General features: G+C 55.4%; 10 protein-coding genes. 6 read left to right on the top strand and 4 right to left on the bottom strand.

The window, feature by feature from the left end; all coding sequences use genetic code 11:
- Nucleotides 1-213: 213 nt before the first annotated feature.
- Entirely contained in the window at nt 214-933 is a 720-nt protein-coding gene (locus tag Poly51_RS03535; RefSeq protein ID WP_146454268.1) for a response regulator transcription factor, read from the bottom strand.
- A gap of 318 nt (nt 934-1,251) precedes the next feature.
- Between Poly51_RS03535 and Poly51_RS03540 the strand changes: the two genes are divergently transcribed.
- The 4 genes from Poly51_RS03540 to Poly51_RS03555 all read left to right on the top strand — a co-directional run bounded on the left by Poly51_RS03540 (nt 1,252) and on the right by Poly51_RS03555 (nt 6,599).
- Nucleotides 1,252-2,007: a TrmH family RNA methyltransferase gene (locus Poly51_RS03540; protein WP_186775317.1), complete on the top strand. Its 756-nt coding sequence runs from the start codon at nt 1,252-1,254 to the stop codon at nt 2,005-2,007.
- Between the two features lie 173 nt (nt 2,008-2,180).
- Nucleotides 2,181-3,101 (top strand): AAA family ATPase, encoded by a 921-nt coding sequence (locus Poly51_RS03545; RefSeq protein WP_246114286.1) that lies wholly within the window; start codon nt 2,181-2,183, stop codon nt 3,099-3,101.
- 170 nt (nt 3,102-3,271) lie between these two features.
- Nucleotides 3,272-4,423, top strand: coding sequence for a DUF58 domain-containing protein (locus tag Poly51_RS03550; protein WP_146454274.1), 1,152 nt, complete (start codon nt 3,272-3,274; stop codon nt 4,421-4,423).
- Nucleotides 4,416-6,599 carry a transglutaminase family protein gene (locus Poly51_RS03555; RefSeq protein ID WP_186775318.1) on the top strand — a complete coding sequence of 728 codons (2,184 nt, stop codon included), beginning with the start codon at nt 4,416-4,418 and terminating at the stop codon, nt 6,597-6,599. Before Poly51_RS03550 ends, Poly51_RS03555 begins: the two co-directional genes overlap by 8 nt.
- A gap of 24 nt (nt 6,600-6,623) precedes the next feature.
- Here the strand turns inward: Poly51_RS03555 and Poly51_RS03560 are convergent, their stop codons facing one another.
- From Poly51_RS03560 to Poly51_RS03570, 3 genes are all read right to left on the bottom strand, one after another.
- The gene (locus Poly51_RS03560; protein ID WP_146454278.1) at nt 6,624-7,616 is read right to left on the bottom strand and encodes a diguanylate cyclase; all 993 of its coding nucleotides are present in this window, start codon (nt 7,614-7,616) and stop codon (nt 6,624-6,626) included.
- 96 nt (nt 7,617-7,712) lie between these two features.
- Complete coding sequence (locus tag Poly51_RS03565; RefSeq protein ID WP_146454280.1) at nt 7,713-8,858, bottom strand: PAS domain-containing sensor histidine kinase; 1,146 nt, start codon at nt 8,856-8,858, stop codon at nt 7,713-7,715.
- Between the two features lie 383 nt (nt 8,859-9,241).
- Nucleotides 9,242-11,362, bottom strand: a complete 2,121-nt coding sequence (locus Poly51_RS03570; protein ID WP_246114239.1) for a glycoside hydrolase family 172 protein — start codon at nt 11,360-11,362, stop codon at nt 9,242-9,244.
- A 370-nt stretch (nt 11,363-11,732) separates the two neighbouring features.
- Between Poly51_RS03570 and Poly51_RS03575 the strand changes: the two genes are divergently transcribed.
- Nucleotides 11,733-13,715 (top strand): sensor histidine kinase, encoded by a 1,983-nt coding sequence (locus tag Poly51_RS03575; protein ID WP_146454282.1) that lies wholly within the window; start codon nt 11,733-11,735, stop codon nt 13,713-13,715.
- Nucleotides 13,703-14,383 carry a response regulator gene (locus Poly51_RS03580; protein ID WP_246114240.1) on the top strand — a complete coding sequence of 227 codons (681 nt, stop codon included), beginning with the start codon at nt 13,703-13,705 and terminating at the stop codon, nt 14,381-14,383. Before Poly51_RS03575 ends, Poly51_RS03580 begins: the two co-directional genes overlap by 13 nt.
- Nucleotides 14,384-14,524: the final 141 nt, after the last annotated feature.

Here is a 14,524-nt window from a genome sequence, read left to right on the forward strand (position 1 = left end):
GTGGTGTTGCTTGAACGCTTGAAACTTATGTCGGTGTTTCACGCCGGCAAGGAAAACGAAACGGAAGTCTTGGTAAGCCCGACAAGGACTGCAATTTCGCGGGTTCGACCTGACAGACGGTGATTCGGAGTGTCGGGACGTTTTGCTGCAGTCTTGTCAGGATCGGCGAAAACCCTGACAGGGAGATCGGCGAATCGTTCCCCGGACCGCTTGTCATCCCTGCCTTACCGGCGAGTGATGACGTGCGAATCGCACCAATTCGTGACGATCCTTCAATTGATGTTTCCGCATCACTCGCGATCGATACGTTTCCACGGTCTTCACGCTCAGGAACAATTCGCTGGCGGCTTGCTTGTTGGTCATGCCGTCGGCAATCAAGGTCAACACTTCGCGTTCACGAGTTGACAGGTCGATGTCCGCCGCCGATTGCTCGGCGTCGTTGGACCAAGTCGCCGCGGCCGAAATCGTTGCATCGCTTGATGCAGCCGCATTCGCGACGACATCGATTTTGGCATGATCCTTTTTCGGGGATCCGACGCCGTGGTGTTTGTGGCTGAAAAAGACTCGCCCGTCGTGGATGCTTCGAATCGCCCAAGTCAGTTCGTCGGCCGAGGCGTCTTTGATCAAGTAGCCGGCAACGCCGCACTTGACCAATTCCGCGGCCAGATTGGGACTGTCGTTGCTGGTGAACACCAAGATCGATTGATCGGCGAAACGGTTTCGGTATCGAATCAACCCTTCAATAGGGTTGGTACCGCAGGCGCCTGGGTCAATGATCGCAACGTCGGGACGAAATTGCGGCGTCGCATCAATCGCTTCATCGATCGTGTCGACTTCGCCGACGCAATCAAGATCGTCGGACGACTGACAGGCTAATTTGACCCCGGCACGTGTCATCACATGCGGATCAACAATAAGAACGCGAATGGGCATGGTACAATTTGGGGCTTACAACGTGTGTGCCCCACACGCTGCTTTGTGTTTCTATTTGGACTGCGAATACGACGAGTACCCCGATCGCATAGCGACATGGCGGCCCGATCTCTTGACGGTCCGCCATCTCTGCACCCAAATGTTGCTGATAGACAACCCAGTGATGCGTGGAATCAACACAATCGACGTCGTCCCGAACGAAAACTGTTCTATTCACGCTAACTTTGGCAACTGTAACGATTGTCTGACGTCTCGCAGAATGCCGCAGATAGATAAAGTATGCCCCGAATCCAGATCCATGACCTAGCGGATCCACGCTTGTCGCGCTATCGCGACTTGCAGACCGAGGCCGGTCGATCGGCAACCGGTACGTTCGTCGTCGAAGGCGGATTTTGTGTTTCCAAACTTGCGCAGAGCCGTTTGAGCATCAGGTCCGTCGTGGTCCAGCAAGGACGTCACGAAGATGTGCTTTGCCAATTGCCCGATGATGTTTCCGTCTTTGAAGTTTCTGCATCCGACATTCGGGAATTGGTCGGATACGACTTCCACCGCGGAATTCTGGCCGAGGGGGTGCGTCCGCCCGCCGCACTGCTGAAGGACGTGTCGTTCGATGCCGCGGATCCGCCGCTGGCTTTGGCGGTGTTCGGCGTGTCATTGACCGAAAATTTGGGAAGCATGATCCGATCGGCAACCGCTTTGGGAGTCCATCGATTGGTCATAGGACCGCGAACGGCGGATCCTTTCTCGCGTCGCTCGATCCGCGTCAGCATGGGGACGGTTTTCGAGCAATCGGTCTTCTATGTGAATGACACGTTCGCCGAGTTGACCGCGCTGGCGACCGATCACAACATTCGCGTTGTCGCCACCACGTTGGGGCCCGGAGCGATCGCGTTGGATCAATTCCGACGCGATGACCGCCCCATCCTTTTGGTCATGGGCAGCGAACCCGACGGGGTCGGCCGCGACGTCGAGGCGGCCGCGACTGACCGGATCACGATCCCAATGAAGTTGAACACCGATAGCTTGAATGTTTCCGTGGCCGCAGCAGTATTCATGTACGGGCTGACAAAATAGCCGACAATTGCATGCGGCTTTTCAAGTCACCTACAATGTCGGACGCCTCCGCCTCTTCAATCATCTCATCTGAACCTGTCGAGACTTCCTTGTTTCTTCGAAAGCACGCCGAGGGCAGTCCGCCCACCCCTTCGAATGTCGATCCAGTCACGGATTCGACGGACGATTCACCGCTGGCCAAATTGAACGACGTTCGGTCGCGATTGCGTAGCGTCATTCGCGGAAAGGACGCCGTGATCGACTCGGTGCTGACGGCCGTCTTGGCGGGCGGATCGGTGCTGCTTGAAGACGTTCCCGGTGTCGGAAAGACGACGCTGGCCAAGTCGTTGGCGGCATTGATCCAACTCGATTTTGGTCGCGTCCAATGCACGCCCGATCTTTTGCCTGCCGACATCTTGGGCAGTTCGGTCTATCAGCCGTCGAATCAGCAATTCGAATTTCGCGCCGGTCCGATCTTTTGCAACCTGTTGATCGCCGACGAAATCAATCGAGCGTCACCGCGAACTCAAAGTGCGTTGTTGGAAGCGATGGCAGAATCGCAAGTCACCATCGACGGCGAGTGCTATCGACTGAAACAGCCGTTTCTTGTCATCGCCACCCAAAATCCCAGCGGTTTCGAAGGAACGTTCCCCTTACCGGAATCGCAACTTGATCGGTTCCTGATTCGGTTGTCGATGGATTACCCGGACGCAGAAAGCGAGGTCGATCTGTTGTTGGATCGAACGGCCGACGACCCGCTGGATCAGTTGACACCGGTCATGCAGCGAGACGAATTGTTGATGCTGCAATCGATGGTCCGAAATGTGACGGTGGATCGAAAGGTGGCCGAGTACTTGGTCGAATTCGTCGGACGAACTCGGATCGATTCTCGGTTGCGGGTTGGATGCAGCCCGCGAGGGTCACAAATGTTGTTGCGCGCCTCGCAAGCCCGCGCGGTGCTGATGGGGCGAAGGTTTGTGATGCCGGACGACGTTCAAGCCATGGCCGAACAAACGATCTCGCATCGCGTATCGGCAAGAAGCGTTTCGGCGACCAATCGTGAAACCTCGCTGATCATTGCCGACCTGATTCAGCAGGTGGAGGTGCCGGTGTGAGCGTAACGGCGATATCAGACGCGTCGACGAAGTCACCAACGGGGCGAGCGCAAACATCACCACTCACTGTGACCCCCCGGTCTCGGCGGCGACGTGCATTGCGACTATCGCGTTGGATCGGAAGTTGTATCACCTTTCCCTTTTTCTTTGTCCGATCGATCCGCCGTTCGATGACGGGCGCGTCCGTCACGCTGTTGTTGATTGCGATCGTTTCGATCAACATCGTTTGGGGTTACCCATGGATGGGAATGTTCGCTGCGACGACCTCGATGCTGTGCGTCGGATGGTTCATCAATCGCTTGATGTGTCCCAAATTGAAAGTCGACTTCTCGTTACCACGGTCGTCGCCTGCCGGACAACCGTTTCCGGTCGAAATGCACCTGCGCAATCAAGCGAAGTTGCCCGCCATGGATCTGACCGTGGACTTTGCACGCCCCAAACGTCGACGGGGTCGTCAAGCCGGGGAGGCCGACTTTCGTTCCGTCCATCAAAAACCATCGCTATCCTTGATTCCGCCCGGGCAACGCCGCCATGTGTCGTGTTCGTTGATTTCCAACCAACGTGGTGTTTGGCGATTGCCCAGCGTGTCCGTCGAGTCGATGTTCCCGTTTCATTTGTTCCGGTCGCAACGCGCCATCACCTCGACACCCGAGATCGCGATCACGCCGCGACTTCTTGCCGACGATGATGGTCCGATCGCAAAAGGCCTGCTCGATGCGTTGGGCGGATGGTCACATCGATTGCTTGCCGGCGACGCACTCGATTACACGGGCAGCCGCGAGTACGAAGTCGGCATGCCGGTACGACGTTGGGATTTTCGGTCGTGGGCCAGGTTGGGCCGCCCGATCGTGCGAGAGTTTCAATCGCCGTCGATACAGGTTGTCACGATCGTCGTCGACACCTCCATCGCCGCCAACGCTCACGCATCGCCTGCTCATCCGGCAAACGAAGCCCGTTCGGAAATGCTTGAGCGACTGCTGTCGTTGGCGGCGGTAGCGGTGACAGACCTTTGTCGACGCCAAGTTCGCGTTCGATTGTTTGTGACCGGCGAATCGACGGAATCCACGAACCCCTTTCAATCGGCGCCGGTCGCGATCGACAACGAACCCTTGTTGATTCAATTAGCAGCAGCGCAACAGGTTGCACCGGAACTTGCCGACACCAGCATCACGGACGCCGTGGCCAACCGCGGTTCCTCGCCGATGCTGATCCTAACGACAAGAGTCACATCCTTCGAAGGCCAGTCCGTACCAGGCTCGCTCACAACCATTCGCATCGACTCATCCCATGACCCCGTTGGTCAGAGTGCCCGCCATGACTGAACAGGCAAAATTCGAAAGAGCGAAATTGCTGCTTGGCGCTTTGCTGGTCGCCGAAATGATGTTTCTTGCATCGACGTTTTCAGGTCTCTCCGTCATTGGGCCGTTGACGTTGTTGGCCGTCGCCGTGGTCGCGGCTAGGCACTTTTTCGGAACGTCGGGATCGGCGGTTGTTCTGAAACGATCGGCGGTGCCTCGTTCGATCAAGTGGATGTTGCAGTTCGCGTTCGTTTTGGCGGTCATGGGTTTGACGTTCACGTGGCGGGTATCCGGGCGAATGGGCGTCGGCGCGAACGTGATCTCCCTTGGCGTCGACGTCGTTGCGCACGTTGCGTTTTTCATCTCGCTCGTGGTTTGGGTTTCGCGTCCGGAGCGGGGCCACGTGTCGCTGTTGCCACTTGGGTTGACGATGATGATGCTTTGCGTGGCTGCAGGGGGTGTCAGCCAATCCTTGGCGGCTCAAACCACTGTTGGGCTGGTCTCTTGCGTCGGATTCTGTGCCGCTTCGCAGATCATCTTAGCCGCGAAGCAGGGTCGCGCCACCAAACCGCTGTCGTACGTGAATGCCGATCACGAGAAATCGGCTTGGCTGGGGCCGATCTGTGCAGTGCTCGCATTGTCGGTATTGATGATGGTGACAAGTGCCGTGGCCAGTGTCACCGAGTCGATGCTGCCGGGTATCCAAGACGATCTCAAGCATCAGCTCCAAGCGTCGTTGGATGTGATTGGCGAACAGAGCTACGTTGGCGGAACGCGATACGTCAGCGGCAGTCGACTTGGTTCGGTCCGGGAACACTTGACCATTGACCCGCAAGGCTTGGCACTGCGCGTGTTTGCCAATTCGCCGCCGGGATACTTGCGGGGCACGGTGTTCGACGTCTATCGATCAAGCCGTTGGTATTCATCAAGCAGAGGCAACCGAGACGGTGACAACCCCGACGTCGCGGAGGGCGATTTTGTTTTAGAGCCTTCGGGCGTTGCAGCAACATCCACTAAAAGCACGCTCCGTCGGAAATTGAATCGCTTCGTACTACGTCCCGAGGTGGCGAATTCGCCATCCGTGAAACGTGCGGTCACATTGGAAATTTACGCCGACCCGACCAAAGGTCGTACGGTCTTTCTGCCGTTGACGACCAGCTGGATCGAAGCCGCCAGCCAGGAAATCATTGTCTCTCGATCCATTGCCATCAAGGTTGGCGTTGACGTATCGCTTCCCTGCGTCGCCGGCGTCTCGGATCGGCTGGCCGCCCAAACGATTGCCCCGGGGCAACGTCGCGCGCTAGAGGATATCCCGCGTGGCCTGACCGACCTTGTCGCGACCATCACCGACGAAGTGTGCGAGGGCGCGACAACGTCTCGTCAGAAAAGTGAAGCGATCAGTAATTACTTTCAGAAGAACTTCCGCTACGGCCTGAACAAGACCAAGGCTCCGTCGCGAGTCGACCCGCTGGCGTATTTTCTGCAAACACGTCACGTAGCGCACTGCGAGTACTTTGCTTCAGCGACCGTGCTGATGCTGCGCCATGCCGGAATTCCGTCGCGATACGTGACCGGATATGTCGCCGATGAATTGGGCGAAAGCGAACCCGATTTATGGTTGGCGAGAAATCGAGATGCACACGCTTGGGCCGAAGCCTTTGACGAGGAATCGGGACAATGGTTTGCGGTAGAGTCGACGCCGGGACGCGTCTATCAGACGATTGCGGCGGATGCCAGCGACAATGGCGACATCTTCGATGGGTCATCCGATTTGGTGACTGCCGTTTCCGACAACGAAGGGTGGCTGTCACGAATCGCCGGATACTTGTTTGCGATGCGAGTGACGGATTCGTTGCTGTTTCTCTTTCGAATCGCACAACTGCCGCTCGTTTGCGGACTGGCCTACATCTGGTGGACCAAGTTTTGGAAACCGTCGCGGGCGGGTATTAACTTTTTGGACCAACAATGCCGCCGTCGGTTGGAACAGGTCGATCGACGATTGAAAAAGCTGTCGCTGGTTCGGCGCCCCACCGAAACGCTGTACCAGTTCGCCGACCGCGTCCAACAACATGCGACCGAATTACAACCTGCTCTGTCGCTGTCTCGGCACGAAACCATGAACTTGGCCGCGTCGTGGTACCGCACGTATGCCGACGCTCGCTATCAGGGAAAGTTGCCGCCGGAATTCGAATCTGTTTAAGGCGGACCCTTTTTCACGCTCGCTTCAAGCCGAATCTCCGGCATCCGGTCGGGCTTCTGTAACGGGAGCAGCACTCGCAGTCACGTCGTGAAATTCGCCATCCTGGTTCTTCACCAATCGGTCGCGACCGCGTCGCTTGGCTTCGTATAGAGCCGCGTCTGCTCTTTCGACGATCGACAGAGTCGTATCGCCGGGCATGACAGCGGCCAGGCCGCCGCTGGTCGTGACGCTGAACTTGCCTTCGCCGACGACGGCTTCTTTGACGCGATGGACGCACCGTAGCGCTGCAATCTGGGCACCTTCGATCGGCGTCATAGGCATCACAACGCCAAACTCTTCACCACCATAGCGCGCGAAGTGATCTGATTGACGTCCTTGAAACGCGATCGCTTTCGCAACGACTTTGAGCGCCTCGTCGCCAACCGTGTGCCCCCATTTGTCATTGATTTTTTTGAAGTGATCAATGTCAAGAATCGCGACCGAAAAGGGGAATCCATGTCGGTTGAAATCGTGCATGCGTCGCTCTACTTCACTGTCAAACGACCTGCGATTTCCTAGCCCAGTCAACGAATCAATCAACGCATCTGTGTTTGCTTGATTGAGTCTGTTTTGTCTGGCGATCGAGTGCGTCAACATCCGACTTAACAGAGAACCCACCACGTGCTGCTTGGGCAAATAGTCTTGAGCACCCGCATCGATCGCGTTGATCGCGGTCTCATTTCGCTCGTCGCCTGTTAGTACAACGATGGGGGTTTCGGGCACGTGAGCCCTCAACAAGGCGATCGCATCCGTGCCATGGTTGTCCGGCAAGCCGAGATCAAGCAGGATGACATCAAATGTCTCTTTTTTGAACGCCTCCACCGCTTCCGCCAAGGTGGCAAGGTGAGTCAGCTTCACGAAAATTTCCGGCGAACGCTCCAGCATCGCCCCAATGAACTCGGCATCATGCGAACTATCTTCGATCAATAGCAATCGAATGGTTTGGATGTCAGAAGTTTGGGTTTCTTGTGGCGTCATTGCAGGTCCAAGCGGGCAAAGGGTAGCCGGAGTGTACCACACGTTGTTGCCCGAATCAGTGTTCGGACGCCTGGGGAAAGACGCCGAAATGCACGTTTACGTTCCCGAGCCGTTCGCTTCGATCGATGCCGGCCACGTGAACCGAAACGTCGTGCCAAGACCGTTGGACTCGACGCGGATGATACCGCCCGCATCCTCGACGATTCTTTTCACGATCGACAGACCAATCCCGCTAGCCTCGTCGCCATCGTTTGGGCTAAGCGTTTGAAACATCTCGAAAATTTTCTTATGAAAACGAGGTTCAATCCCACCTCCGTTGTCAGCGACCGAGAATTCATCGACACCGTCGACGACGCGGTGCGAGATTCTGACCTCGCCGTCGTCGGTGGCACGGTGCTTGACGGCGTTGGATATCAAATTCTGCAGTACCCGAAACAACGCGATGTTGTCCGTTTTAAGGGTTGGCATGGGTTCTTCGATGATGATCTTGAAAGATTCAGGTCGCTCAAGGGATTCCTTAATGCGCAAGCAGTCATCGCCAATATTCGCAACCTTGTACGAAGGCTGGTGTCGGCCGAGTCGGGCGTACTCGAGAATCCCTTGAAGTAACTGATCCATGCGACCGATACGCTGATCCAGTTGGGCCATCATCTTTTTGGATGATTCCGGCAAAATGTGCATGCAGTCTTCACGAAGCCACGACACCATCAACCGAAGCCCGCGCAGGGGCGATCTCAAATCATGAGACAGAATGCGAGCCAGTTCTTCCAAATCCGCATTGCGACGCTCGATCTGGGCCGTGCGGGCCGCAACACGAGACTCGAGTTCTCGATTGAGTTGCTGCAATTCTTGTCGCGTTTGATGCAGTTTGGTAACGTCCTGCCAGACGGAGCGACTGGCGATGATCTTTCCCGTATTGTCACGAACCGACGACACGTTCAGTACTACGGGAATGCCGTTCCCATGCGAGTCCGCAAGCGTCAGTTCCGCGCTGCGAATCTCGCCCGTTTCCAAGAAATCCTGGAACTTGCGTTTCACTTCGTCGTGGCAATCGGGGTGATAGAGCGAGAAAATCTCGGTACCAACGACGGACTCGCGAGATCGCTGCAGACGGTCCAACAAGGTTTGGTTGCACTGCACAATAAAACCTGTGCTTGCATCAACCGAAACGTACATGTCGGGCGAGTGGTTGAACAGATCGTAATAAATGTCTTCGTTCGACGCCTCTGGCTCAGTTCTCACGACGGTAACCTCGTCAACAACACTGGGATGCAGGCCGAAACTCTACGCTCGCTTCGATATTTGTAACGGAAACTGCGACGCAGGATCCAGGTCCCTACGTTCTCGCTACGATCGGGCACGGACATTCGCTTGTTGAATTTGGCATTTGCAATGCGAGAAGTGCACGCGAGCGAGTCTCAGCGTTTTCTGATCCGTCTGCAACAACGTAAGACCGAGAACCGTGATTCACTCGCGTGCGCGTCGTGCTTGTATTCTCAGCTCTGTTCATCCTGGAAAATGAGTCGCCTGCACAATCGCGAGCTTGAGAAAGTCTGCAAACCGCATCGCGACGGCTGCGTTGACTACGAGATGATTGAAGGCAATAGTCCCCAAACTGGAAACGACTATTCCACCGGAGTCAGCGTCACGCAGTCAAGGCCGAAGAATGCGTCTTTGCTCTGCGGATTTTTGCCGACCAATTCTACACGCAACACATAGGCACTATTCACAGAGTCACACGTGCCCAACTGAATCGCTTCCGACGGAATCGGTTTGGCGGCATAGAGATCCACATCCGGTGCGACCTGTTTGCCGTTGACCGACAGACGCACAATGCCGAAGTCTTGACTCCTTGTTGCATGCAGTACCAGTTTCTCTGCGGAAGGACTGGACGCCGGAATACGAAGCTCCACGACATCACCGACTTGGGCATCCTTGAACAGCACGTGAGTATCCAGATTCCAGGTGCCCTTCAATTTCAGCTTTCTTAGATTCTGTGGCTTCAGTACGACCGTTTCCGATTTTGAAACGACTTCCATTTTTTCGCACTCGACTGCGTTTTTGAATTCAGTCGCATTGGAACTTGCCTTTGGTGCGGTTTCCACTTCAGGGTCCGCTGTACTCATGTCCGGTAGTGGCGGAACATTGAGCGCCTCGACGGGATCGGGTTTGTTGCTCGATGTCGTATCCGCGTCGCCATACCAGTATGCACCAACCCCGTAGCCCATTTCGCAATCCGTCCAGGACCAAACCTCCATGTCTAGTTTTAAAGAACTAGCAAACGGCATCGTATCGAGTGATCGCGTGCGAGTTTCGGTGCTGAAGCCTTTTGTGTTTTTCTCGTTGCCTGGCTTTCGATTCAGCTTGTTGTACTTGTGGCTGAACGGTTGAGCATGAAAAGGATGCTCGTAGAAGTCGGTGCTGCGACCGCCCCACGAATACGCGTAGTAGTCTTCCGTGCCCGTACCAAAGATCGAAGGGAACGACTCGCCGTCGACGAATATCTTCTCGTCTCCCTCGCCCCACCATCTTTCAACGGGGTTCATGATCGTCAGGGTGTCACCGACGTAAACGCCGCGACCTTTTAATGTGACGTAGTTCCAATCCGAGTAAGGCCACGTCTGCACGGGGTATTGCCCTCGCCATCCTGAGTGGAAGTACATGCTGGAAGAATCCCATTTCCAATCGCCGACCGTTGCGGATAGTTCAACGTCTACTGGCACGTCACCCAAGTTCACGACAGAGACATTCGCGTTGTCTCGGTACGGCATGACCCATCGGCAGCTCATCTTGCCGTCGGCATCAACCGTACGGTACCAACCCTGAAAGGGATTCAATCCGATGCCACCCCCGAAGAAGTCGCCGATGGGACACCAAACCGTTTCCTTGTCGTCAAAGCTGATTTTTAAAACGACATGCCGAGTCACATTCGGATCATCGTAATTGCCAAGCTTCACGGACAACTCTGTGATGGCGGCCTCGCGCGCGGGCAACGAAACCGACTCCTCTTTGCCACCGCCAATGGACTTTTTCAGATCCACCACTTCACCCGCAGCGGATGCGGTCGGATTCAAGAGTTTCTGGCAAGCCGTGTCGATCATCGGTTTCGCGGCCGTGAAGTCTTCCATCGAAAACGTCTTCACGGCGACATCGTCCGAATATTCTCGGTAGGTCAACTGAAAGAAGAACGGCTGGTCCGACATCGTCACCTTGCAGCCTTTGGCATAGGGGATCGGGAAGAACGAAACCGCCGAACGCAATGACTCGTGGGCCAGAGGAAACGGAATCAGCCCCTTGCCCTGAAACAGATCGAACATGTTTCCTTCGATCGCCGGCTCTGAATCACCGTCCAGGTAAAACCGAATGATGACATCGGTGCCTGGCTTCAGTTGGTCTCGCCAGGGAACCCAAAATCGCGTGATCGCTCCGGCCCCTTCGTGCTCCATCACCACGTACTCTTTACGTCCACCGGTCTCTTCGACGCGAACGTAATTCTTGTGGCTATCGTTCGTGCTGCGATCGATGTTGTCGAACCAACCCTTGGGATCATCGGGAGTTTTGGAAGCACGGTTGTAGCTGCTCGCCTGCTTCAGTCGGAAATCATGATTCGGGTAACGTGCAACGCTGTCACGGTCGGTCATCTCGTGCAACAGCGACGTCATCGTCACCGGTTCATCACCCAAGGATTCGGTGACAAACAAAAAACCAAGGACGGCGACGACGGAAAAAGTAAATCGAAATGGCATGTTGATCATTCGTCTGGGAGTAATTCGCTGCTTGACTGGCTGACGACCCGACGCCCAAGTTTTCCAGCGAGCCAATCTGTTGGCAAGTCGCTCAGATTCGGAAGCGGCCGAGTTTGTGGCTTCCTACGTCGTGACTTCGTAAGAGCTTTGAACGCCATCTTATCAAAAGACCCGCGTTGGAATGCTTTTTGACAATATTAGCCTGACGTAACTTGCCCTCATGTCCACCAAACTGTTGACACTCGAATGCCTTTCACGAATTCCTCGTCTCGAGAACCGGTCTGACGAGGGAACCGAATCGACATAGCGGTTAGAATGAGGCACTTGTCGATTCAAACGCATTTGGTCCCAATGGCATCGCCTACCCAGCATGAAGTGGATTCTTCTACTAGCGTTGCAGACAACATGGCTTGTGATGTCACATGCAACATCGCCGTATCAAGCCCTGTCTCGTACACAGTTGGAGACGCTATACGCAGAGAGATTGGCGGAAGAAAAAGAACTCGCATCGGCGACCTTTCGAAATGGCGTCGGAAATCTGGGGTGGCAATCGAGTTCGCATCCCGATGGCAACGTTACCGAGTGGGCTCGTGTTGACTTTGAAGACGAAAGCCTGATTGATCTCGTCGTGTTGACTCCGGTTCTTTGGCGAGATTCCTTAGGCGTGATCCAGGCTGACGGATTCCCACTGGAATTCAAGGTATTCATCGGCAAGCAAGGTGACCTAAAAGGAAAGGAGGTCGCATCGCTGGGCCTACGCGATGGTCTGTTGCCTCGCAATTCGCCGGTGATGATCCCCATCCCTCCGACGCTGGGGTCATGGGTCCGTGTGGAAGCGAATCAGCTCTCTCAAGGCATACTCGACAAACGATATCGGTGCCAAGTTTCCGAAATCATCGTGTTCTCGGGTGAAGAAAACGTCGCGTCGGGATGCACAACGGCAGCCTCATCGGTGGGTTGGACCCGCATCAGCCAATCGATCAACAGCAACACGCTGGTCGATGGTTTCATGCCGTATTTGATGGACGCGGCTCTGGGAGACGGTAGCACTCCCTACGTTACGTTCTTTCTGGCCAAGGACCGCGTATCGTTCACGTTTGACTTGGGAACAGTCCGACGGATCAACCGCATCCATCTTCATTCCGCAGACCAGAATGCAAACGTTCCCAAAATTCACCATGCCGATTATGCCTTACCCGACCATCTTGTCATCAGTGGGGCCAACCAGGCCGATTTTTCAGACGAGGTGCTGCTGACAGAGTACAAAAAACAATCCATTTATAACTCTGGTCCGATTCTGATGCGGAAGTTCGCTGCGCGGGAATGCCGTTTCGTACGGTTGACTGCGATGCAGGGCTACCAAGCTCCCGAAGCGAGCAAACGATGGCGCTGCATGGGATTTGCAGAAGTTGAGATTTTTGAGAACAGCCGAAACGTAGCAGCCAACGTGTTACCAAACGTAGATGGGCCGGCCGTGACCAAGGATGGCCAGTTACGGACACTCACCGACGGCCAAAACCATTTTGGACCGATTCTGACACTGCGAGAATGGATGTCGCAATTGGCGCGTCGGCATGACCTCGCGATCGAGTTGTCACAGGTGCGAACGGAAATCGATCGTCGAAGCGTGATACAGAATCGCAACTTTCGTTGGGCACTTGGAATCATCGCGGGGATGATTGCCGTGAGCATCGCGATATTGGTGTGGGCACGTATCAATCAAGTTCGCCAGGCCAATCATTTGAAACGGCGATTCGCCGCCGATCTTCATGACGGCCTGGGCGCCGACCTCCATTCCATTGGCCTGCTCAGCGACCTTGCGCAGGATGCGGCGGAGTCTCCTGCGATGCTGAAGTCAATGCTCACCGAGATTCGCAGTGTGACCAAAGACGCCTCGGCCTCATTGCGGTACATGAGTCGTACTGAGAAGGAGGACGCTCCATATTCCGACCTGATGCGTCTGATGAAGCAGGCGGTTGAGCGAATTGCGGTGGGACTTGATCATCAGCTTGAAGCAAACGGGACGGAGCATCTTGAATCATTGCGACCTCAAACTCGCGCCGACCTTCTGGCGTTCTACAAAGAGTGCATCGTGAACATCAGTCGCCACGCATCAGCGACCAAACTGATGACGACTCTACAGGTTTCCCCGCAAGAGCTCCGGTTGACTGTCGCCGATGACGGACAGGGATTGCCGACTGCGACCGATCGCGACATTCCAGCATCACTATTACGCCGAGCGAAACTGTTGGGTGCTCAAGTGCGTGTCGACACGGCACCGACCGAAGGCACCTCCGTGCACCTTGTACTTCGTCGTTCCCAATGGACCGGCTGGCGGAGGTGGTTCCATTGAACGAGATCACAAAGGCGATCTTAATCGAAGATCACCCCAGCTATCGACGCGTCATCGAGCTGACCATCGATGGTGATCCAGCCATCGAATTGATAGGCGTTTTCGGTACGGCCGAGATGGCTGTCCAGAGGTTGGGCCGATTGGATGCAGTAGAAAGACCGCACGTCATTTTGTTGGACCTGAATCTTCCGGGGATCAGCGGGATTGAGGCAATTGGGAAGATCTTAGCCATCGCCCCACACGCCAAAATCATCGTGCTGACTCAATCCAGTGCGAAAAAAGACATCCAGGATGCGATTCAACGTGGGGCGGCTGGTTACTTGCTGAAGTCGGCGACGGCCAAAGAAATCGTCGATGGCATCAAGACGGTCGCGGCCGGGGGTGGGGCGCTTGACGGCGAGGTCGCTCGGTACGTCATGGAAATGGTCAAAGGACCGCCGACCAAGACCGACCCCAAGCTCGTTTTGTCCCCACGCGAGCGAGAAATCCTAGTGCTGCTTAGCAAGGGCATGGTGAAGAAAGAAATCGCGAGCGAACTGGGGATCGGCTACGGCAGCGTGGCGACGTACATCCGGCGACTTTACGAGAAGCTGAATGTGCAAAATGCACCCGCCGCGATTGACATGGCGCATCGGCTTGGCGTCTTTCCTGATGATCGGCACGGGTGAATCGATCGAGTCGATGAACTGGGGGCCAAGAACGGGAGGCCAAAATCAGAGCCAAAAAACTTCCCCGATGTCCACCAAACGATAGACATTGCCCCCGCAGGACTAGGACTAAAGTTAGGAGGTGCCTTTTACTCGAGGCCC

The organism is Rubripirellula tenax (genome assembly GCF_007860125.1).
GTDB lineage: Bacteria > Planctomycetota > Planctomycetia > Pirellulales > Pirellulaceae > Rubripirellula > Rubripirellula tenax.